Annotated in this window: 18 protein-coding genes; 13 read left to right on the top strand and 5 right to left on the bottom strand. The window is 37.4% G+C overall.

What is annotated here, in order from left to right:
* The first annotated feature begins 33 nt into the window (after nt 1–33).
* From EKM66_RS05065 to EKM66_RS05010, 12 genes are all read left to right on the top strand, one after another.
* Nucleotides 34–615, top strand: a complete 582-nt coding sequence (locus tag EKM66_RS05065) for a xanthine phosphoribosyltransferase (protein WP_125762314.1) — start codon at nt 34–36, stop codon at nt 613–615.
* A gap of 31 nt (nt 616–646) precedes the next feature.
* Nucleotides 647–1,777, top strand: a complete 1,131-nt coding sequence (locus tag EKM66_RS05060) for an ATP-grasp domain-containing protein (RefSeq protein WP_125762313.1) — start codon at nt 647–649, stop codon at nt 1,775–1,777.
* A gap of 3 nt (nt 1,778–1,780) precedes the next feature.
* Nucleotides 1,781–3,076: an adenylosuccinate lyase gene (purB, locus tag EKM66_RS05055; protein ID WP_125762312.1), complete on the top strand. Its 1,296-nt coding sequence runs from the start codon at nt 1,781–1,783 to the stop codon at nt 3,074–3,076.
* 653 nt (nt 3,077–3,729) lie between these two features.
* Nucleotides 3,730–5,970, top strand: a complete 2,241-nt coding sequence (gene pcrA / locus EKM66_RS05050) for a DNA helicase PcrA (RefSeq protein ID WP_125762348.1) — start codon at nt 3,730–3,732, stop codon at nt 5,968–5,970.
* A gap of 25 nt (nt 5,971–5,995) precedes the next feature.
* On the top strand, nt 5,996–8,014 hold the full coding sequence (ligA, locus tag EKM66_RS05045; protein WP_125762311.1) for an NAD-dependent DNA ligase LigA: 2,019 nt from the start codon (nt 5,996–5,998) through the stop codon (nt 8,012–8,014).
* A gap of 10 nt (nt 8,015–8,024) precedes the next feature.
* A complete protein-coding gene (locus EKM66_RS05040; protein WP_125762310.1) occupies nt 8,025–9,158 on the top strand; it encodes a CamS family sex pheromone protein in 1,134 nt (377 codons plus the stop codon).
* A gap of 73 nt (nt 9,159–9,231) precedes the next feature.
* A complete protein-coding gene (gene gatC, locus EKM66_RS05035) occupies nt 9,232–9,531 on the top strand; it encodes an Asp-tRNA(Asn)/Glu-tRNA(Gln) amidotransferase subunit GatC (RefSeq protein WP_125762309.1) in 300 nt (99 codons plus the stop codon).
* Nucleotides 9,531–10,988 (top strand): Asp-tRNA(Asn)/Glu-tRNA(Gln) amidotransferase subunit GatA, encoded by a 1,458-nt coding sequence (gene gatA / locus EKM66_RS05030; protein ID WP_125762308.1) that lies wholly within the window; start codon nt 9,531–9,533, stop codon nt 10,986–10,988. The genes gatC and gatA overlap by 1 nt, the downstream gene beginning before the upstream one ends.
* A complete protein-coding gene (gene gatB, locus EKM66_RS05025; protein ID WP_125762307.1) occupies nt 10,988–12,418 on the top strand; it encodes an Asp-tRNA(Asn)/Glu-tRNA(Gln) amidotransferase subunit GatB in 1,431 nt (476 codons plus the stop codon). Before gatA ends, gatB begins: the two co-directional genes overlap by 1 nt.
* Nucleotides 12,419–12,432: 14 nt before the next feature.
* A complete protein-coding gene (locus tag EKM66_RS05020; RefSeq protein WP_125762306.1) occupies nt 12,433–13,422 on the top strand; it encodes a diacylglycerol kinase in 990 nt (329 codons plus the stop codon).
* Nucleotides 13,423–13,483: 61 nt separating this feature from the next.
* On the top strand, nt 13,484–14,839 hold the full coding sequence (rlmD, locus tag EKM66_RS05015; RefSeq protein ID WP_125762305.1) for a 23S rRNA (uracil(1939)-C(5))-methyltransferase RlmD: 1,356 nt from the start codon (nt 13,484–13,486) through the stop codon (nt 14,837–14,839).
* A 100-nt stretch (nt 14,840–14,939) separates the two neighbouring features.
* Nucleotides 14,940–15,140 (top strand): hypothetical protein, encoded by a 201-nt coding sequence (locus EKM66_RS05010; protein WP_125762304.1) that lies wholly within the window; start codon nt 14,940–14,942, stop codon nt 15,138–15,140.
* A gap of 49 nt (nt 15,141–15,189) precedes the next feature.
* Here the strand turns inward: EKM66_RS05010 and EKM66_RS05005 are convergent, their stop codons facing one another.
* Complete coding sequence (locus EKM66_RS05005) at nt 15,190–16,542, bottom strand: GHKL domain-containing protein (protein ID WP_125762303.1); 1,353 nt, start codon at nt 16,540–16,542, stop codon at nt 15,190–15,192.
* A 232-nt stretch (nt 16,543–16,774) separates the two neighbouring features.
* On the opposite strand from EKM66_RS05005, the gene EKM66_RS05000 reads away from it, so the two are divergent.
* The gene (locus EKM66_RS05000) at nt 16,775–17,032 is read left to right on the top strand and encodes a helix-turn-helix domain-containing protein (protein WP_125762302.1); all 258 of its coding nucleotides are present in this window, start codon (nt 16,775–16,777) and stop codon (nt 17,030–17,032) included.
* A 147-nt stretch (nt 17,033–17,179) separates the two neighbouring features.
* Here EKM66_RS05000 and EKM66_RS04995 read toward each other — a convergent pair whose 3' ends face one another.
* From EKM66_RS04995 to EKM66_RS04980, 4 genes are all read right to left on the bottom strand, one after another.
* Nucleotides 17,180–17,929 (bottom strand): response regulator transcription factor, encoded by a 750-nt coding sequence (locus tag EKM66_RS04995; protein WP_125762301.1) that lies wholly within the window; start codon nt 17,927–17,929, stop codon nt 17,180–17,182.
* 143 nt (nt 17,930–18,072) lie between these two features.
* Nucleotides 18,073–18,975 carry an alpha/beta hydrolase gene (locus EKM66_RS04990; protein ID WP_125762300.1) on the bottom strand — a complete coding sequence of 301 codons (903 nt, stop codon included), beginning with the start codon at nt 18,973–18,975 and terminating at the stop codon, nt 18,073–18,075.
* Nucleotides 18,962–20,305 (bottom strand): PTS transporter subunit EIIC, encoded by a 1,344-nt coding sequence (locus tag EKM66_RS04985; RefSeq protein WP_125762299.1) that lies wholly within the window; start codon nt 20,303–20,305, stop codon nt 18,962–18,964. Before EKM66_RS04985 ends, EKM66_RS04990 begins: the two co-directional genes overlap by 14 nt.
* A gap of 72 nt (nt 20,306–20,377) precedes the next feature.
* Nucleotides 20,378–21,715, bottom strand: a complete 1,338-nt coding sequence (locus tag EKM66_RS04980; RefSeq protein WP_125762298.1) for an APC family permease — start codon at nt 21,713–21,715, stop codon at nt 20,378–20,380.
* Nucleotides 21,716–21,822 lie beyond the last annotated feature (107 nt).

Here is a 21,822-nt window from a genome sequence, read left to right as displayed (position 1 = left end):
ACTCTAATTATTCTATAAATGGGGGATAACGTAGTGAAAGAATTAGAAGAAAGAATTAAAAAAGATGGTCGTGTGATTGGGAAAGATGTGCTTAAAGTAGACAGCTTTTTAAACCATCAAGTTGATCCAATGTTAATGGAAAAAATGGGTGAGGAGTTTTACAACCGTTTTAAGGACTCAGGGATCAATAAAATTCTGACTGTAGAATCATCAGGAATTGCTCCGGCAGTTATGACAGGATTGAAATTTGGTGTACCGGTAGTGTTTGCTAGAAAGCACAAATCAGTTACATTGAACGATGATCTATATACTTCCGAGGTTTATTCTTTTACTAAAAAGACATCTAACCATATCAGTATTGCTAAGAAGTACTTATCTAGCGATGACAAGGTTTTGATTATCGATGACTTCTTAGCTAATGGTCAAGCTGTCAATGGTTTGAACACAATTATAGAAGATGCTGGAGCAGATCTGGCAGGTATCGGAATTGTTATTGAAAAGTCATTCCAAAAGGGAAGACAAATGATTGATAAAGCAGGAACTCCAATTTATTCATTGGCTCGTATTAAAGCCTTTGATAATGGACAAGTTGTTTTTGAACCTGAAAACGACTAATTAGAAGTTCGTTTCATAGGAAGGTGGATTTATGACTTTTATTGCGCCCGGTAAAACTCTAGGAATAATTGGCGGCGGTAGTGAGACATATTTATTCGAATTGGAAGCTAAAAGAATGGGCTTCAGGACCATGCTTTTGACGTCTGAAGAAGATGATATTGCGACACAAGCTGCGGATAATTATATAATCGGCGAATTAGAGAATATTGATAATCTAAGTGAACTGGGTCATAGAAGTGACCTCCTTTTGTATATGGACGAGAACTTCAATGGTGATCTTTTGAAGCAACTTGAAGTTGAATTCAATGTTGCTCAGGGATCAGAGTTGTTATCGATTGCTCAAGATAGGTACATTGAGCGGACATTTCTTAATGATTTGAACATCAATGTACCACCGTTCTTTTCAATCGTAACGACTGATGATATTAAAAAGGCGGTAGAGGAAATAGGGTTCCCTTGCATTCTCAAGCCTATCCAGAAAAATCAGACGGTTTTGAAACGCCATGTTATTTACAACTATAACGATGTTAATAATCTGACAAAACTACTTGAAAATGGTACTTATATTCTGGAGGCCTGGATCGATACAAAAGCTGAGTATTCAGTTATGGTCAGCAAGAGTAAGAATGGCAAGGTTCACACATTTCCAATGATCAGGGAGATTTATGATGGTTCACATTTGATGAGTTCTTATCTATTCAAAAAGAACGATCCAGATGTTGAAGCTGAAATGCAACGTGTAGCATTAAAGATTGCAAATAAGCTGAACTATGTCGGAATCTTCGGAATTGGGTTCTTGTTATCGCAAGCTGATGTATTATATGTCAAACGGATTTTTCCAGGCATTAATTATTCGGCTAATGTTTATCAAGAAGCCACAGGAGTATCGCAATTTGAATTACATATTCGAGCAATTTGTGACTGGCCAATTCCAGAAATATATCCAATGGTAAATGCGGCAACTCTCAAAATTGTTGAGGGTAACTTGCCTCAGAGTTTGGATCTATTGCAGGAAAAGGCGCAATGGAAATTCAATTATTACACAGGATTCAAAGCTAAAAATGAAGCTAGCCGGGATGTTGGGTATATATCGGTAGTTTCTGATGATGCAGATGAGCTAAAGGAAGATATCTTATCAACTAATATTTGGAGAGTAGAATAACTTATGATTGACAGATATGTAACTAAAAAAATGAGCCCCATTTGGACAGATCAAAATAGATTTCAAGCTTGGTTAGAGGTTGAAATCGCCGCAACTGAAGCATGGAGTGAATTAGGCGAAGTTCCTGTTGAAGATGCAAAACTGGTTGCTAAAAACGCCAAGTTCAATGTTGATGAAATTAAAGAAATTGAAAAAGAAACAAAACACGATGTCGTAGCATTCACACGTGACGTGTCACGTTATTTAGGACCAGAAAGAAAGTGGGTTCACTTCGGACTTACTTCAACTGATGTTGTTGATACAGCTTATGGTTACTTAATGAAACAAGCTAATGATATTATCCGAGAAGACTTGGATACTTTCTTAGAAGTAGTTAAGGAGAAGGCACTAGAATACAAAGATACAGTTATGATCGGTCGTACTCACGGTGTGCACGCTGAACCAACAACGTTTGGTTTGGTACTCGCTAACTGGTATTCAGAGATCAAACGTGATATTGAACGTTTTGATCACGCCGCTAAGGGTGTTGAAGCTGGTAAGATCAGTGGTGCTGTTGGTAGTTTTGCCAATGTTCCACCTAAGGTTGAGGAATTGGTATGTAAGAAACTTGGTATTCGTGCTCAAGAAATCTCTACACAAGTTCTTCCACGTGATCTTCACGCTGAATATATCCAAACAATGGCATTGATTGCCACTTCAATTGAACGTTTTGCTTTGGAAGTAAGACATTTACAAAGAACCGAAGTACGTGAAGCAGAAGAATATTTTGCTGCTGGTCAAAAGGGTTCTTCAGCAATGCCTCACAAACGTAATCCTATTGGTTCAGAGAATGTTACTGGACTAGCACGTGTCATTAGAGGACATGCCTTCACAGCATTGGAAGATGTTCCATTGTGGCATGAACGTGATATTTCTCATAGTTCTGCTGAACGTGTCATTATTCCTGATACAACAGAATTATTGGATTATATCTTGACTCGTTTCACTAAAATCACTAAGGATCTAACAGTATTCCCTGATAAGATGATGGAAGATATGAACATGACACACGGATTGATCTTTTCACAACGTGTTATGCTCAAACTTGTTGAAGCTGGCCTTAGCCGTGAACAGGCTTATGATATTGTTCAACCTAAGACTGCTGAAGTTTGGGATGAAAAGAAGGACTTCCGTACATTGTTGGAAGCTGATAGTCGTGTTACAGATAAGTTATCTAAAGAAGATATCGATGATGCCTTTGATTATCACTGGCATTTACAACATGTTGATGAAATATTCAAACGTGTTGGATTAGAATAGTTTTGATGGAAAAGATGTTTGCGGATGCAGATGTCTTTTTTTTGTTGGGTTTTGGGTTGCGTTATATTAAAACGCACTTACGAAGAACAATGTCGCTCCGCTTACTACGAATAAAAAATGTAACACTTCGTGTCACACTTTTTATCCTAGGTAATGCTCGGACATTCCCGTTCTTCGACGTGCTCTGTCGAAATGCGCTTACGAAGAACAACGTCGCTCCGCTTACTACGAATAAAAAATGTAACACTTCGTGTCACACTTTTTATCCTAGGTAATGCTCGGACATTCCCGTTCTTCGACGTGCTCTGTCGAAATGCGCTTACGAAGAACAACGTCGCTCCGCTTACTACGAATAAAAAATGTAACACTTCGTGTCACACTTTTTATCCTAGGTAATGCTCGGACATTCCCATTCTTCGACGTGCTCTGTCGAAATGCGCTTACGAGAGGCAAACTTCTGTGCCTGCTACGATTAATAAATGTGTCACTTCGTGACCCCTTCATTAACCTAGGCAGTGCTCAAAGTTTAACCGCCTCTCGACACGCTCTAAATAGTATTATTGTCACGAAAAATTTGCTACAATGTAAAATAGATGTTTTTTGTTAAATGTTGATATATTAAGGATTTGAGGTAGTTTAAATTGGATGACACAATGTTAAAAGGTATGAATACTGAACAACAAGAAGCTGTTGTTGCGACTGAAGGGCCACTATTGATCATGGCTGGTGCTGGTAGTGGTAAGACACGTGTACTAACGCATCGTGTTGCATACTTAATAGAGAACAAGAATGTAATGCCTTGGCATGTTCTAGCTATTACTTTTACCAATAAGGCTGCCAAAGAGATGAAAGAGAGAATTGGAAAATTACTTGGAGAATCTGCAAATGATGTCTGGGTTTCAACTTTCCATTCTCTTTGTGTGCGTATTTTAAGGCGTGACATTGATAAGATGGGTAAGTCGAGATCATTTACGATTTCTGACCCATCGGAACAACGTACTTTGATGAAGCAAATTGTTCAACGTATGAATCTTGATCCTAAACAATACGACCCTCGAGCTATTCTTGGTGCTATTAGTAACGCTAAGAATGATTTGTTGACACCTGCTGATTTTGCACAGAATGCTAAGTCACCGTTTGAACAAATTGTGGCTAATTGTTATGACGCATATGCTAAAGAAATGGAAAAGAATCAAGCCATGGACTTTGATGACTTGATCATGCAGACAAATATTTTGTTTGAGCAATGTCCTGATGTGTTGGATTATTATCAAACTAAGTTCCAATATATTCACGTCGATGAATACCAGGATACTAATGAGGCTCAATACAAGTTAGTTCAACAATTGGGTGCTAAGTATCGCAACGTTTGTGTTGTTGGTGATGCTGACCAGAGTATTTATGGCTGGCGTGGCGCTAATATGAAGAACATTATGAATTTTGAAAAAGATTATCCTGAAACTACGACTATCAAACTGGAACAAAATTATCGTTCAACTAAGACAATTCTAGATGCCGCTAATGAGGTTATTAGCAATAATACTGAACGTAAGCCTAAGGAACTTTGGACTGATAATGCTCAGGGTGATGATATTAACTTCTATCGTGGCCAAAACGAGTCAGATGAGGCATTGTATGTTGTTTCTCAAATTAGAGACTTGGTTTTGAAAAATTACAATTATGGTGATTTTGCCATTCTTTATCGTACTAATGCCCAATCTCGTACATTTGAAGAGAAGTTCTTACAAGCTAATATTCCTTATAAGATCATTGGTGGACATAAGTTCTATGATCGTAAAGAAATCAAAGATATTATGGCTTACTTGAGATTGGTTGCTAACCGTGATGATTCTATGAGTTTTCAACGTGTTATCAATAGTCCTAAGCGTGGTATCGGACCAGGTACAATTGAGAAGCTTCAAAGATATGCCGATGAACACAGCTGGTCTTTACTAGAAGCTGCTGAAAACATTGAATTGTCGTCATTACCTGCTAAGCCAAGAAAGACTTTTGCGGTATTTGCCAAGGTAATTGATGATTTGGCCGAAGAAGCTAAGACTATTTCGATGACTGACTTAATGGACCACTTGCTTGATAAATCAGGATATCTTGATGAATTAAGACAACAAAATAACCTTGAATCTCAATCAAGAATTGAGAATATTGAAGAACTTTTGACTGTTACAACTCAATTCGATCAATCGTACGAGCCAGATCCTGATATTGATGAGACCAGACTTGAATCATTTTTAACTGAGCTTTCATTGGTCAGTGACCAAGATGATTTGGAAGAGAACCAACAAGAAGTTACATTGATGACGCTTCACGCAGCTAAGGGACTAGAATTCCCATTTGTCTTCCTAGTTGGTATGGAAGAAGGAATCTTCCCATTGGGTCGTGCAATGATGAAACAAGAGGAGTTAGAGGAAGAACGACGTTTGGCATATGTTGGTATTACACGTGCTGAAAAGAAGCTGTATCTAACTAATGCTTACAGTCGTATGCTCTATGGTCGTCTTCAAAGTAATCAAGTATCAAGATTTGTGGAAGAGATCGACGATAAGCACCTTAACTTGGTCAACCAAAATGCTGGTGGTGTCACATCTAGCAGAACTAATAAGAGAGAATCAGAAATGCCATATACGAGAAGGCGCCATGCAGCTGCACTTCATTCAAGTTATAAGGTGGATGAAACGCAGAAGGCTAGTGGTGCTCAAGGTGCTGAAAATGTCAGCTGGAATATTGGCGATAAAGTTGAGCATAAGAAGTGGGGACAAGGTACAGTTGTTAAGGTCAATGGTAAAGGTAAAGATGCTGAATTAGATGTTGCCTTTGCTAATGAAGGTATCAAGCGCTTATTAGCTGAATTTGCTCCTATTAAGAAATCTGAATAATTTGTAAACCTAAGAGGTGAAAAAGATGGCAGAAATCACTAAATCACAAGCCAATGAAGAATTAACTGGATTAAGAGAAAAGTTGAATGAGTATCGTGATGCGTATTACACAAAAGATGCTCCGTTGGTTGAAGATAATGTTTATGATCAACAATATAATCGTTTGTTGGAGTTAGAACAGCAGTTTCCAGAATTAGTAACTCCTGATTCACCATCGCAATTGGTCGGGGATGTTACCTTACCTGATTTTAATAAAGTTACGCATGATATTCCGATGCTTTCAATGGGGGATGTCTTCTCAGAAGATGAGTTGGCTGATTACAATGACAGAATCGAGAAGAATGTTGGTGAAGAAGTCGATTATAATGTTGAATTAAAAATTGATGGATTAGCTATTTCTTTGGTTTATGAGAACGGTGTTCTGGTTCAAGGTTCAACTCGTGGTAATGGAACAATTGGTGAAAACGTAACTGAGAATCTGAAGACAATTGGCACAATACCTCAGAAATTAAGCAAGCCGTTAAGTTTCGAGGTTCGTGGTGAGTGTTTCATGTCGAAGAAAGAATTCTTGCGTCTGAATGAAGAACGTGAGAATGAAGGCCTACAAGTATTTGCTAATCCTAGAAATGCTGCCGCTGGAAGTCTTCGTCAGTTGGATCCAAAAGTTACTGCCTCAAGAAAACTAGATACATTTATGTATACGATCGTTACTTTTGATGATTTAAATGTGACTACTCAAAGCCAAGCCTTGCAAACACTTGAAGAATTAGGATTCCATGTTAATCCTACGGCTGAAGTTACAAAGGGACTTAGTGGTGTAAAGGAATACATCGAACGTTACGGAAAAGTACGTGATGACTTGGATTATGGAATTGATGGTGTTGTTTTAAAAGTAAATGACTTGTCAACTCAGCGTAGTTTGGGTAATACTGTTAAAGTTCCTCGATGGGAGATAGCTTACAAGTTTCCACCTGAGCAGGCTGAATCAGTAGTTAGAGAAATAACTTGGACCATTGGTCGTACGGGAGTTCTTACGCCAACAGCCGTTATGGATCCAGTTCAATTAGCTGGTACAACAGTTGCTAGAGCAACACTTCATAATGAAGATATGATCAAGCAAAAAGATATCAGAGTTGGCGACACAGTTATGTTGCATAAGGCTGGGGATATTATTCCGGAAGTTTCTCAAGTTGTTTTGAGCAAACGTCCAGATGACTCTGTTCCAGCTGAGATTCCAACTCATTGTCCATACTGTGATTCAGAGCTGATTCATTTGGAAGATGAAGTTGCATTAAGGTGCATTAATCCAAAGTGTCCAGCTCAAGTTAAAGAACAGTTGACTCATTTTGCTTCACGAAATGCAATGAATATTGACGGATTAGGTCCAAAAATCATTGAACAGTTGTATACTAAGAGCTTGATTAAAGATGTTGCTGATCTGTATAAGTTAACTGCTGATGATTTAGCAACATTGGACGGCTTCAAAGAAAAGTCGATCAATAATCTGTTAACAGCAATTGATAATTCAAAGAGTAATTCAGTTGAACGTTTGATCTTTGGATTAGGGATTCGTCATGTGGGCGCTAAGGCTGGCCGAATTTTGGCTGAAAGTTTTGGAAGCTTGGACAACTTGATGGATGCCTCAAAGGAAGAGATTCTTGAAGTTAATACTATGGGAGAAATAATTGCCAATAGTATCATTACTTACTTCGCAAATGAGGATGTTCAGAACTTGATCAATGAACTGAAATCGGTAAATGTAAATATGGAATTTGCTGGCAGTTCAAATTCTAATGAAACAAATCAGCATTTTACTGATAAAATAGTTGTTATAACCGGAACATTGCAGAATTATAAGCGTTCGGAATTATCTGAAATGTTGGAGAATTATGGTGCTAAGGTTACAAGTTCAGTTACTAAAAAAACTGATATCTTGATTGCTGGTGAAAAGGCCGGTAGCAAGCTGACTAAGGCTCAACAATTAGGAACGCAGATTATTGATGAAGCAACATTATCTGATTATCTGGATGATGCGGAGGAGTAGGAGAAAAGTTTTGAAAAAATTCGTAAAAGCTACGGCACTAGTAATAATGTGCTCGCTTCTTTTAACTGCTTGTGGTAATTTACAAGATTCTGGATTGTCGTCTGGAAGTAGTGATAGTGGCAAAAGTACTGTTCAAACAGCTAGTTCATCAGATACAAGTTCATATGATGTTTTGATGAGTAATGGTAAGTACAAGACTAGTTCAATTTCAGGAATAACGGCTGCTGATAATAGCAATGCTTTCAATAGCCGTAGTTTTGAAAGTGGACTTTTGAATTTGTCGAAGAAAGAATTTTCAACTAATTCATACGTCTTCCAAGAGGGACAAGTCTTATCTTCTTCTACTGTTACTGACTGGTTGGGACGCAAGTCAAAGAAGAACCCGGATGGATTGAATCCGGCTTCAAATGGTTCAAAGAGTGAAACAAAACGTGCGCCAATGTACTTCCAACAAATGCTTGAAGAAGATTATCTTCAAAAGCAAGATGGTAAGTATAAGCTGGCCGGTATTTCAATTGGTATTGCTATGAACAAGATCGATTACTACCAAAAGAAACAATACGGTGCAACTTATCAAACTACTATTAGTAGAGAAGAACAAAAAGCCCAAGGTGAACGTATTGCCAAAGAAGTCGTTAAACGACTACGTAAGAAGAGTAACGTTGGAAATATTCCAATTACAGTTGGATTGTATTCAGTTGCACCAGAAGACACTCTAGTTGGTGGAACTTATTTCCAATATTCTGTAAGTAAGAGTGGCGACTTAGGCAATTGGAAAGAATTGAACTTTAAGAATCAAGTATTACCAGTGGTAAATAATCAAACTGCTATTAATAGTGGTGATTCTGATGCGTTCGCAAACTTCAAGAATAATATTCAAGATTACTTCCCTAATTTGTCCGGTGTTACAGCACAGGCTCATTATGATGGGAATAACTTGAAGTCAATGGACATTACCATTAATACTCAATTCGATGGTTTAGCGCAGATAACTAGTTTTACTCAATTCGTACAACAAAGTGCAACTAAGTATCTACCTTCGAATGCAGATCTTGATATCAACATTCAAACTGTAGATAGTCAGCAATCAGTTGTTACACGTACCAATAATAAGTTCTACTCACATGTTTTTGATGCGGACTAATAGAAAAAGAGTTACGCAAAACGTAGTACTTTGTAGTAATACGCTTTGTGTAGCTTGATTAAGGAGAATTTTAATGATTTCAAAAGATGAAATTTTACATGTTGCTGAATTAGCAAATCTAAAATTAAAAGATGATGAAGTTGATAGTTTTGTTAGTCAACTAGGCAAAATCGTTGATATGGAAAGTAACTTGGCCAGTGTTGATACAGATGGCGTTGAACCTACATACAACATGGGTGATACAAGTACAACATTCCGTGAAGATAAGGGTATTCATACTCAAACAAGAGAGCAAATGTTTGAGAATGTCCCTGAATCTGAAGATAACCTGATCAAAGTACCTACGATTGTTGCTAAGGAGGAAGACGAATAGTGAATTATTTAAACGAAACTATTGATTCATTGCACAAGAAGTTAGCTGATAAAGAATTAACTTCAAAAGAATTAACTGATCAAACATTAAATGGTATGAAAGATAAGGAAAAAGATATTTCCGCTTTCATCACAGTTAATGATGATGCAGTTAAAGATGCTGAAAAAGTTGATAATGATGGCATCAAGGGTTCTCTATCAGGTATCCCAATTGCAATCAAAGACAATATCGTAAGTAACGGTATCAAGACAACAGCTGCAAGTAAGATCTTGTATAACTTCATGCCTGTTTATAGTGCTACAGTCCTAGAAAAACTAGAAGCTGCTGGTGCTATCAACATTGGTAAAACAAATATGGATGAATTCGCAATGGGTTCATCAACTGAGACATCATACTTTGGTGATACACATAATCCTTGGAATTTGGATACAGTTCCTGGTGGTTCATCAGGTGGTTCAGCTGCTGCTGTTGCTTCTGGTGAAGTAATTGCTGCTCTTGGTACAGATACTGGTGGTTCAATTCGTCAACCTGCATCATTCAATGGTATTTTTGGAATCAAACCTACTTATGGTCGTGTATCTCGTTGGGGTGTTATCGCCTTTGCGTCAAGTCTTGATCAAGTTGGTGTCATGTCAAAACGTGTTGAAGATTCAGCTACAGTTCTTTCAGCTATTGCTGGTCATGATGAACATGACAGTACTAGTTCAGAGAAGGAAGTTCCTGATTATCGTGCTAATTTAAGCAAGGATATGACTGGTGTAAGAATTGCCGTTCCTAAGGAATTCTGGCATGAAGGAACTAACCCTGAGGTTATTGCACAAGTTAATAAGGCTCTTGAAACATACAAGAAGCTTGGCGCTACTGTCGATGAAGTAAGTCTTCCTGCATTGAAACATGCTGTTGAAGTTTATTATGTCTTAGCATCAAGTGAAGCATCATCTAACTTACAAAGATACGATGGTGTACGTTATGGTTTCCGTGCTAAGGATGTTAAGAACATCAAGGACTTGTTCGTTAACTCAAGATCCGAAGGATTTGGTACAGAAGTTAAACGTCGTATTATGTTAGGTACTTTCGCTCTTTCAGCTGGTGCATATGATGCATACTTTAAGAAAGCAGCCCAAGTTAGAACTCTATTTATCGAAGAAATGAACAAAGTTCTAGAAGACCACGATTTCATCATGGGACCTTCAACTACAAGTACAGCCTTCAAGATCGGTGATAAAATCGATGACCCTCTAGCAATGTACATGAATGATATCTTAACTATCCCTGCTAACTTGGCTGGTCTTCCAGCTGCTTCAGTTCCTGCAGGATTAGCTGATGGTATGCCAGTAGGATTACAAATCATGGCTAGACCATTCAATGAACAAGCTATTTTTAATGCTGCTTATGCATTACAAGAAGAGAATAAATTCTATGAACAAATACCAACTGCATTAAAGGGGGAAGACTAATGAATTTTGAAACTACTATCGGTCTAGAAGTTCACGTTGAGCTTAAGACAAAGTCAAAAATGTTTAGTCCTTCACCAGTTGCTTATGGTGCTGAATCAAATATTAATACCAACGTTATTGATTTTGGTTTTCCAGGAACATTACCAACTGTAAATAAAGAAGGATATAGATTAGGTGTTATGGTTGCACTTGCATTAAATGCTCAAATAGAAAACCATACGCATTTTGATCGTAAGAACTATTTCTACCCAGATAATCCTAAGGCTTATCAATTAACACAAAGTGACAAGCCATTGGGTCATGATGGATATATTGAAATTGAAGTTGATGGCAAGAAGAAGAGAATCGGTATCGCTGAACTTCACGTCGAAGAAGATGCCGGTAAGAATACCCACGGAAACAACGGTTATTCTTATGTCGATTTGAACCGTCAAGGTACACCACTTATCGAAATCGTTTCAAAGGCTGATATGCATTCTCCTGAAGAAGCATATCAATACCTAGAAAAACTTCGTCAAATTGTTCAATTTACTGGCGCATCTGACGTTAAGATGGAAGAAGGTTCAATGCGTGTTGATACTAATATCTCTATCACACCAGTTGGATCAGATACTTATGGTACTAAGGTCGAACTAAAGAACCTTAACTCATTTAACTACGTCAAACTTGGCTTAGCATATGAGGAAAAACGTCAAGCTGCTGTACTAAAGAATGGTGGCAAGATCGAACAAGAAACAAGACGTTTTGACGAAAAATCTGGAGAAACAGTCTTAATGCGTGTTAAGTCTGGTGCCGATGATTATCGTTATTTCCCAGAACCAGACTTGCCTGACTTCGAAATCAAACCAGAATGGGTTGAGGAAATCAAAGCAAGCTTACCAGAACCCGCTCAAGAACGTCGTGAACGTTATATTAATGAATTAGGAATTCCTGAATATGATGCTGGTGTTCTAACAGATACTAAGGAAATGTCAGACTTCTTTGATGAAGCTGTCAGTTTTGGCGCAAATCCAAAATTAATTTCTAACTGGTTAATGGGTGAAGTTAACGCTTATTTGAATGAAAAGAAGATTGGATTACTCGATACTAAGTTGACACCAGAGCACTTATCAACGATGATTAAGTTGATTTCTGATGGAACTATTTCTTCTAAGATTGCTAAAAAGGTCTTCCAAGAAACTATCAGTAATGGAACAGAGCCTGAAGGATGGGTTAAAGAAAAGGGTATGGTTCAAGAATCAGACCCAGCAGTATTGAAGCCAATGATTATGGATATTCTAGACAATAACCAACAATCAATTGATGACTTTAAGAATGGTAAAGATCGTGCAGTTGGTTTCTTAGTTGGACAAATTATGAAGCAAACACATGGACAAGCTAACCCCAAAGTTGTTAACAAGATCCTAATGGCCGAGCTAAACAATCGTTAGTGAGGAGAACTTTTATGCGTGCAAGGTTGATATATAATCCTAGCTCAGGGCATGAAACACTGAGAAACAATGTAGGAGATATTTTAAATATCATTGAAAAAGCCGACTATGAAGCTAGTGCTTTTCGTACTACCCCAAAAGAGAACTCTGCTCAAGATGAGGCTAGGCGTGTGGCCAAAGAAGGCTTTGATCTGATCATTGCTGCTGGTGGTGATGGAACTATTAACGAAGTTGTTAATGGTATTTCTGGCTTGGACAAACGTCCGGAGTTGGCAATCATTCCTGCCGGAACAACCAATGATTATGCTCGTGCTTTGAAGATTCCACGTGATGATGTTGTGGAAGCTGCCAAAGTTATTCTTAAGGGCCAAAAGATGCCAATCGATGTTGGTAAGGCTGGCAAAAGCTACTTTATCAATATTGCCGGTGGTGGTTCGATGACAGAACTAACTTATGAAGTACCATCAGCATATAAGTCAATTCTTGGTTATCTAGCATACCTGGTTAAAGGTGCAGAAATGTTGCCTAGAATCAGTCCGATTGACATGCACATTGAATATGATGAGGGTGTATTTGATGGTAAAGCCACAATGTTCCTGATTGGATTAACTAATTCGATCGGTGGAATGGAACAGATTGCTCCTAACTCAGTAATTGGTGATGGTACATTTTCACTTATTATTGTTAAGGAAACAAATCTGCGTGACTTGATTCATTTGATCACTCTAGTCCTAAATGGTGGTCGTCACGTTTATAATCCCAAGATTATTTATACTAAGACAAAGAATCTTAGTGTTAAAGCCAATGATGATAATCGTATCATGGTCAATCTTGATGGTGAGTATGGTGGGGATGCTCCAATGGAATTTAAGAATCTTCATGGACATTTGAATATCTATGCCAATGTTGATTCAATTCCCTTGAAAGCATTAGATGATCCAACACTTGCTGAAAAAGATGCCGGTGAAAAGATTATTGAAGAAGAGAAAAAATTAGACGAATAATTGCTAAAAGGGCGGCTGAACGAGAAATAACAGCCACCCTTTTTTGCGTAAAGGATGGAATATGGAAAAACCAAATATTAAAAAGAATGACAAAGTAGAATTAAATATCGAAGACTTATCTTATGAAGGTAAGGGTGTCGCTAAAGTTGATGATTTTACATTATTTGTCGATAATGCATTACCTGGCGAAGTTGTTAATGCCGTTATTTTGAAGGTCGGTAAGAGTTATGGCTTCGCTAAAGCACTTGATATTATCAAGAAGTCACCAGACCGTGTGGAAAATATTGATAATGTCTATGTACAAACAGGAATTGCTCCCTTGAGTCACTTAAAGTACTCAGAACAATTGAAGTTCAAGCAAAAGCAAATCAAAATCGACTTCCAAAAAGCTAAATTGGATATTGATGCCAATGAAACAATCGGTATGGATGATCCATTCCACTACCGTAACAAGGCACAAGTTCCTGTACGTCAAATCGACGGCAAGCTTACTTCAGGATTTTACCGTAGACATTCACATGACTTGATTCCTATGGAAGATTACTTGATTCAAGATCCTAAGATAGATGCTGAAATCAAGCGCGTTCGTGATATTCTTCGTAAATATAACGTCCGTGGATTTGAAGAATCTAAGAACAAAGGTCAAATCCGTACTATCATGGTTCGTCGTGCATATTACACTGGCGAAATGATGGTTGTATTGGTATCACGTGTTCGTGATATTTCACATTACAAAGAAATTTCTCAAGAAATCATGGCTAATCAAGAAGTTAAGTCATTGTACTTAAATATCAACTCAAAGGTTACTAACGTAATCTTGGGTAGAGATATGTTGCTTCTTGCCGGTAGTCCTTATATTGATGATGAGATCTTGGGTCACACATACAGAATCTCACCACGTTCTTTCTACCAAGTTAACCCTACACAAACACAACGTTTGTACAAGTTAGCTGTTGAAAAGGCAGAATTAACTGGAAAAGAAAATGTTGTCGATGCCTATTCTGGTATTGGTACAATTGGATTGTCACTAGCTGACCAAGCTAAGCATGTTACTGGTATTGAAATGGTAGCTGATGCTGTTGAAGATGCTAAGAGAAATGCTGAGATCAACGGAATCGAGAATGCTGACTTCATCGTTGGTAAGACTGAGACTGTCTTGAATGAATGGGCTAAGGATAAGAAGAAGGTCGATGTATTGATGGTCGATCCTCCTCGTAAAGGTTTGGCAAATTCATTGATCGAATCAATCAATAATATCAAGCCAAAGAAGATTGTTTATATCAGTTGTAATCCTGCCACATTGGCAAGAGATCTTAAGCTATTGAGTGACACATATGAAATTGGCGATGCTACTCCAGTAGATATGTTCCCAATGACAAATCATATTGAATCAGTAACTAGATTAACTAGAAAATAACTAATAATAATTAATAGTGAGATTAAGGTGGATATAACCTTGACCTCACTATTTTTTTAGGTCAAAATGTAGTTAGAATATAATCCTGAGGGGGGTTACTATGATAGGTCGCACATTTGTGGCAATCGGAATGCTGATTATTGCATTCTGGCAATTGTTTGCTTCTATTGGGTATTTTACGGTACCAGAAGGAAAGGGTTTCAAAAGAATATTTATATTTAATGCATTAGCATCTTGGTATGGGATAGTTGGCGGATCAATGTTTATCGGCGCTATTTTGATGCTTGTTGAGGTATTTTGATTTGTAGTCAATGTAAGCACTTAACTAATGTAAAAATAAAAAAGGAAGCCTAAACTTCCTCATTTTGTAATACAATTAGCGTCATCATCAGATATTCATTGACGATTTTGGCGTCCATGAATAAGTTTTTTGAATTGTCGGTAATATTTTTGATATTGGCCAAGCCATAACCTTGATGATTATCTTTAGTCGAATAACCTGATTTGAAGATTTGATTAATATTAATAGTCTCCTTCAATTGATTAGCAACGGTTATCTCAATTGTTCCTGAGGATTTTAGAAATACGCAAGTGAACTTCCTTTCGTCTAGTTCTTGTACATACTCGATAGCATTATCAATTAAAATGCCAATTATACGAATGATCGAGAGATCATTCTTTTTTATTTCATAATCAGAGTCGTTGAATTCAAAGTTTATTTTGATTCCTTTGGCTTTAGCAATGAAATATTTTTGAGTTAGTAGACTCTGAAGTGGCTTGCTTTTAATTGCTCTTAACTCAACTAAATTATTTTTTTGTAGTTTCTTGAAGTTGGATTGTTGATTCATCAAATCGTGATAATATCTTTTAATTTCATCGGAACTTTGGTCATTTACGACCTGTCCTAGCGATAGGAGAATGTTTTGAAAGTCGTGCTTGAACTTTCGCAGATCTTCGTATTGTTGTTGTGAACTAGTCAGATAGTCATCCATCTCTTTGATACGTTCGTTGGCCTCGCTAGCTTCTTTGCGCATGGTGTATGATTGAATGAAAACTATCGTCTGCCAATAGGTGGATACAGTCACAACGGTGAATGCTAAAACTATTCCCATTTGAATTACGGCGGTGACTTCTTGAATATCACTGACAACAAGAATGATCATGAGCGTTAACAATAGTGTGAATAATGAAATAAAGACCCTTTTACCCAGGTGATAACGAATTATGTTGTGTCTGACTTGCATTATTTGATAATCTAGAACACTGACGATTGAGACGAGGATAAATAATAGAATGACATTTATCAACAATGATAGTGGGACAAAAGTGTTCTGGAATTCTTCTAGAGCATGAACATTCCAGCATTTGACCCTAAAGAAGATGATGAAACTAGTGATGTATGTACTGAGACTGGATAAGATCAGTTGAATATTAGCAGCTAGAACAAGTGCAATGCCGTTATTATAATTGAGACGATGGGCCTTATTTTGCAGTATCTGTATTCCTAGCATAAATAATACGAAGAATAGCAAAAATGAATCATTAGTGTATAACCCCAATACTGCAAAGGCGGCTGATAATACTATATCGTTGACCAAGTAGTAATACTTAAATTCCTTATTAAAAAAGTGAAACAATTCCATGGTTGCGAATAAAATGAAGAAGTTTTCAATGAGTCCTAAATCAGTTCGTATATATAACATAAGGTTGTTAGATGAACCTATTCCTTTCCGTAGATCGATAGCGAGTTCGAACTTAACCAAATAATTGTAGGGATATTTTACATTTAAAACAAGATATTGGTAATTTTAACTGGAGATTTTACGTTTATAGGTGAAAATTTTACGTTTATAAGTTTTTTTTGCAGAGAAAAAAACTTATGAAATAATATATACATACGTGTTAATTTTAAGAAGAATAGAATTGAGGTATTTCATGGGAGAGGAAATTCGTATTAGTGGAAACCTACAATTAGGTGACAATTTGAGAATTCTTCGTAAAGAGCGAAATCTTTCAGAACGTGAAGTTTCAAATATGCTGCATGTTGATATAACAACAATTTCAAAGTATGAACATAATACAAGAACGCCAGATATTTACACGATGATTAAATTCGCTGATGTTTACGATGTCAGTTTGGACAAACTAGTAGGTAGAGAACAAAGAGAGATTGAAAAACAATCAGAAGCTTAATTGAATAGAATTACAAACTAAGAAGCTGTGGAATAACTACAGAATTCATTAAACTAGTAACATAACTTCTTCTGTTTAACCCAAAAACCCCGCATTTACTACGTAAATACGAGGTTTTTTAGTTATGCTCAGAAGTATTATGTTCTCTTATTTAATTTTAGTTTCTAGGGAGTTCATTAATTCGCGACTCTTTCGGAATGAGACTTTACAAAAAGAATCATCGATGAATGTTAATACACGACTTTTACTGTCATACGTTCTGGCATTATCCAAGTTAACTAGGTAGCTGCGATCACAACGGAACAGATCTGGATACTGTGTTTCTAATGAATTCAGTGATCCCATAAATGATCCACGTTGATTCTTAGTGATCAGAGTAACCTGACCTGGAGCAGCCTTTTCCGTGAATAGCATGATGACATCATCCATTAGAACTGAGAAGAAGCGACTTCCAATTTTGTAGTTAAATAAATTACGAGAATGATGAGCAAAGTTTTCAAAATAGTGCTGAGTTAAAGCAATGTCATTATTGATGCTCTTTTTGATAGCATCCATACCTTTGTTCTTGATTATGTAATCGAGCGGGGCAATTCTTCGTTCAAGGGTGATCAACGTCAATTCATCGTGAGTAGTAATGAAGACTATTTGAGCCAATGGTATGAGCTTCTTGATCTGTTCTGCGGCTTCTAAACCTGCAGTTTTGTTATCAGCTATTTCCATATCAAGAAAGAATAGTCCTTTGGTTTGTTTATCCAAGGAATCAAATAATTCATCAGTTGTGCCAGTAACCAGTTTGAGTTCCATATCAGCATCGTTGATCATAATGCTATTGTGTATAAAATCTGAATAATTCTCTCGCTGGACATTGTCATCTTCCAACAAATAGACTGGCAGCATTCTGACACCTCCTTGTACAGTATTACCTATAATAAACAATTGTATTCAAGCACTGAATTAAAAACAAGTTTAGACACCGTTTGCTACAAAGAAAACGTCATTATTAATATCTAAATAATGGCGTTTTGGCTTGACAATATAATTTATCTGGTAACTTGTGGAGCTTTTTTATTGTTATTATCATTTGGATTATTTAATTTGTTCCCAATAATATACTGATGGAAAATTGAAATAAATTGGTTGTTTGTGATCATATCAGAATGCTGAGCCTTACTACCTGTAAGGGTTATGAGCGTGTAGTGCTTGATGACACCTTCATAGATATATTTACCAGCATCGACACTTCCAATTGGAACGATCCCGTCATCTGTATATAGCTGTGTTCCGGCAATCGAGTAGTATGTCAGGTCACTTGGCAATTTGTCCTTACCCTTAATAAAATCGTTTAGCATCTGGGTTCTATTGGAACTATTCTTTTCTTCGAAGTTGTATGGAGTTCCAACTGTCAGTAGGGAATCCATGTTGATCGATGAATCGTCGAAGTAATTCTCAAGAAAGTACGTCCAGATCAATCCACCATTAGAATGCCCGAAGGCATCAAAACTACTGAATCGATATCGTTCTTTCAATTGATCGAAGGCAATATTGAACCACTTAGATTGATCCTTGATGTTATTATAGCCATCCCGATTATTGATGAAGCCTACTACTATGAATGGACGGTCGTCATTGGGGCGAATAGTGCCCTTGTAGGTGATTTTACCATCAGTGTGGACAGTTAGCTTCAAAAGACTGTGGTGCTCACCATACTGCTTATTAATCGTTTTTACTAGGCTGTCAAAACGATCAACTGTAGCACTGCTTCCAGGAATCATGATAATAGGGGACATCGGTGAATTATATCTTCCCGCCATTGTAGCAACGTTTTTCTTTGTCCAAATATATGAAGGGATACCTAGAATGATCAAGATTACAGATAGGATGATCAGATATTTTAATGGCTTCTTCTGAAGCGGTCTTTTGTTTAAGCGATTAGTTCTTTTCATCGATATTGCCTCCCTCGTCCAAAGCTAGGTTGTCAATTGTCTTGAGCTTCTCAGCTATCCGTACAAAAGGAATGTAAATATAAACTGAGACTGCCATGCAGATAATGGAGAAGATCAAAGCTTGCCAACTACCGTCAGTGCCAATAAATGCCTCTAGCAGGCCTGGAGTTCCGGTCGGTACCGGATAGACACTTGGCGGCATCAAATGCAACTGAAGGACGATTGCGGCCAATAACATGCATGCTAGTGGTGCTAGTACGAATGGAATTAGAAAAATAATATTGAATAGAACTGGAATACCAGACATCGCACTGCTACCGATGTTAAAGATACTTGGGATCATTGACCAGCGGGCAACGGTCTGGAAGTCGTTATCCTTGGAAACTAAGAATATAGCAATTATCAAAGCGAGGACTGAGCCAGTCCCTCCAAGAGTCGCAAAAGGATGATAAAGTGTGTTGCTGGTAAATAAATTTGGAGATCCCCAAGCGGTATGGTGAGTTAATGCATAGCTCAAGTTTTCAACAATTGTAGGGTCTGACTTCTCTATTTCGATTGGAGAATAGATTCCTGACCATCCAAAGAATGAAGCAACGATAGTATAAAATGAGAATCCTAAAGTGCTTAATAATTGGATCACCTGATTTTTACTACGATAGTTGTTAGCAAGTGAATACATGATGTTATTTGGCAGGTCAGAATAGTAAGTTATGTTGACCAAAAAACTGATTATAACTGAAAATATCAGAATAATAGTGATTGCTCGTAAAGATATGAAAGTACGTTCAAGAATGTTACTAGATAGGTGTTTGGTTAAGTGGTCGGGCGCTGATGAGCTGGATATCTTGAAGATCCAACCGACAAGCATCCCCAACAAGATGGCGAAGAGTAATCCTCTTATGCCTAATACTTCTCCGTGAAAGGACATTGGCTGTACTTTGGAGTATGCATATGAAATTATCAGTAACGAACTGATACTTGTTAGCCCAGCTAATTGGTCATCACGGTGAAAATATTTGGCGGTATATTTAGCGGCACCAAAGGTCGCCATGACTGCGACCCATCCCAGAGTTAGACTGTAGAGCACATTAGCAATATCGTTTATTTGGGTAAAAATAAAGTCATTGTTAAGTTTGGGGAGAATATCCGTAAGGAAACTATCCTTGTCAAGAACAGTTATCTGAATGATTTTGATATATCCACCAAATAGGACGAAGGGGAAGATCATTAGAACAGTACGCTGAATAATTCGATAGAACAATAATTTTTGTAATTTTAAAGTTATATGAGCTAGTTTTTGTTCAAATTTATTTTTAAATAAACTATCCATTTTCAACACCTACAATATTTTCAGGGTTTATAAAATCATTTAGATTATAACGTTAAAAAAAAGAAGCTGCCATTATAGCGACCCCTTTTTTTTGTTATATTGATGTAAATAGTAAACTGGCAGTCCCAGTAGTGTTATAGCTATTCCAGTTGCCGCAAGAACAGGTTGTCTGAATAGAGTTGAGATAACGATATAAGCACCACCGATGATGGCTATTATTGGTGGAATCGGATAGAAGTTGATCTTATACGGTCGAACTAGTTCTGGTTCTTTTTTTCTCAGGATGAATACTCCAATGAACATCATTACTGAGAATATCCACATAACGAATACCAGCATGTCAGTCAAAAAGTCAAAGCTGCCCATGAAGACCATGATGATGGCAATAATCGTCTGGATAAGTGCAGCATTTGCAGGGATGCGACTATTCTTAGTTAATTTAGCGAAGAACTTACTAAAGATTATTTCGTCATCAGCACCCAACACGTAACTTACACGTGGTCCGGTCATTGTGTAGCCATTGACCGCTCCGAAAACTGAAATCAAAATACCGATAGTAACAATTTTGCCCCCGATGTCACCAAAGATATTAATGGCTGCTTCTGAAGCCGCATTTTGGTTACCAGGAATCAAATGGAATGGTAATTCTTTGATGAATACGAAACTTATTAGTACGTATATTAGAGTAATCAAGAATAGTCCAATAATAATTGAACTTGATAGATCCTTTTCAGGTTTCTTCATTTCTCCAGCTAGATTACCAACATTCATCCAACCATCAAAAGCAAACATTGTTGCTAGTAATCCGCCACCCATTGAAGACCAGAAGTCGGGATGACTTCCAGAAGTTATTGGAAATAAAGAGACATTGTTACTTGAATGTGTGAATAGCCCTACTAGGACAATCAAAACAATAGGAATCAGTTTGGCAATAAGGGCAACTGATTGGATAGCACCACCAGCTTTTGCGCCGAGAAGATTGACGGCATACATGAAGACTACAAGAGCAATAGCAATGGGTATTCTCAAGCCAGCGGACAATCCGCAAAGATTGATCACTTGTGTGGCAAAAATAATAGATAATGCAGAGATTCCTGCAGGATAGTAGATAACTGACTGTGCCCAAGCCAGCATGAAAGCTGGAACCTTCCCGTAAATGTATTCGATATATTTGTAAATACCACCAGCAACTGGCAATGCCGCAGCCAATTCCGCAATAGTTAAACCAGCATTGATGGTAATAAAACCAGCTAGTAGCCAGACGAAAATGGTTAGACTTGCTGATCCAGTCGCAGCTGTAACACTTGAAATCTTAAAGAAGACCCCGCCACCGATTACTAAGCCCATGACAGTGGAGAGAGCAGGAAAGAATCCCAGTTCTCTTTTTAATTTATCTGTTTCTTTTTCCATTATAAAAACTCCTAAATTTATCCGTAAAGTAATATCTTACAACAGTTTGGTAAGACCTGTAACGTTTTTGGTGGTAATTGTTTGAGGATATAAGTAGAATTATAGAC

Origin of the sequence: Companilactobacillus hulinensis (assembly GCF_003946555.1) — a bacterium.
Lineage (GTDB): Bacteria > Bacillota > Bacilli > Lactobacillales > Lactobacillaceae > Companilactobacillus > Companilactobacillus hulinensis.
The sequence above is the reverse complement of the archived record's forward strand: the minus strand, read 5'-3'. Positions and strand labels throughout refer to the sequence as shown.

Bases quoted from the DNA above. Each gene is read 5' to 3' on its own strand.
- EKM66_RS05020 (WP_125762306.1), top strand. From the start codon at position 12,433: ATGCGTGCAAGGTTGATATATAATCCTAGCTCAGGGCATGAAACACTG.
- EKM66_RS05000 (WP_125762302.1), top strand. From the start codon at position 16,775: ATGGGAGAGGAAATTCGTATTAGTGGAAACCTACAATTAGGTGACAAT.
- EKM66_RS04985 (WP_125762299.1), bottom strand. From the start codon at position 20,305: ATGGATAGTTTATTTAAAAATAAATTTGAACAAAAACTAGCTCATATA.
- EKM66_RS04980 (WP_125762298.1), bottom strand. From the start codon at position 21,715: ATGGAAAAAGAAACAGATAAATTAAAAAGAGAACTGGGATTCTTTCCT.
- EKM66_RS05010 (WP_125762304.1), top strand. From the start codon at position 14,940: ATGATAGGTCGCACATTTGTGGCAATCGGAATGCTGATTATTGCATTC.
- ligA (WP_125762311.1), top strand. From the start codon at position 5,996: ATGGCAGAAATCACTAAATCACAAGCCAATGAAGAATTAACTGGATTA.
- EKM66_RS04990 (WP_125762300.1), bottom strand. From the start codon at position 18,975: ATGAAAAGAACTAATCGCTTAAACAAAAGACCGCTTCAGAAGAAGCCA.
- gatC (WP_125762309.1), top strand. From the start codon at position 9,232: ATGATTTCAAAAGATGAAATTTTACATGTTGCTGAATTAGCAAATCTA.
- rlmD (WP_125762305.1), top strand. From the start codon at position 13,484: ATGGAAAAACCAAATATTAAAAAGAATGACAAAGTAGAATTAAATATC.
- EKM66_RS05060 (WP_125762313.1), top strand. From the start codon at position 647: ATGACTTTTATTGCGCCCGGTAAAACTCTAGGAATAATTGGCGGCGGT.
- pcrA (WP_125762348.1), top strand. From the start codon at position 3,730: ATGTTAAAAGGTATGAATACTGAACAACAAGAAGCTGTTGTTGCGACT.
- EKM66_RS04995 (WP_125762301.1), bottom strand. From the start codon at position 17,929: ATGCTGCCAGTCTATTTGTTGGAAGATGACAATGTCCAGCGAGAGAAT.
- gatB (WP_125762307.1), top strand. From the start codon at position 10,988: ATGAATTTTGAAACTACTATCGGTCTAGAAGTTCACGTTGAGCTTAAG.
- EKM66_RS05005 (WP_125762303.1), bottom strand. From the start codon at position 16,542: ATGTTATATATACGAACTGATTTAGGACTCATTGAAAACTTCTTCATT.
- purB (WP_125762312.1), top strand. From the start codon at position 1,781: ATGATTGACAGATATGTAACTAAAAAAATGAGCCCCATTTGGACAGAT.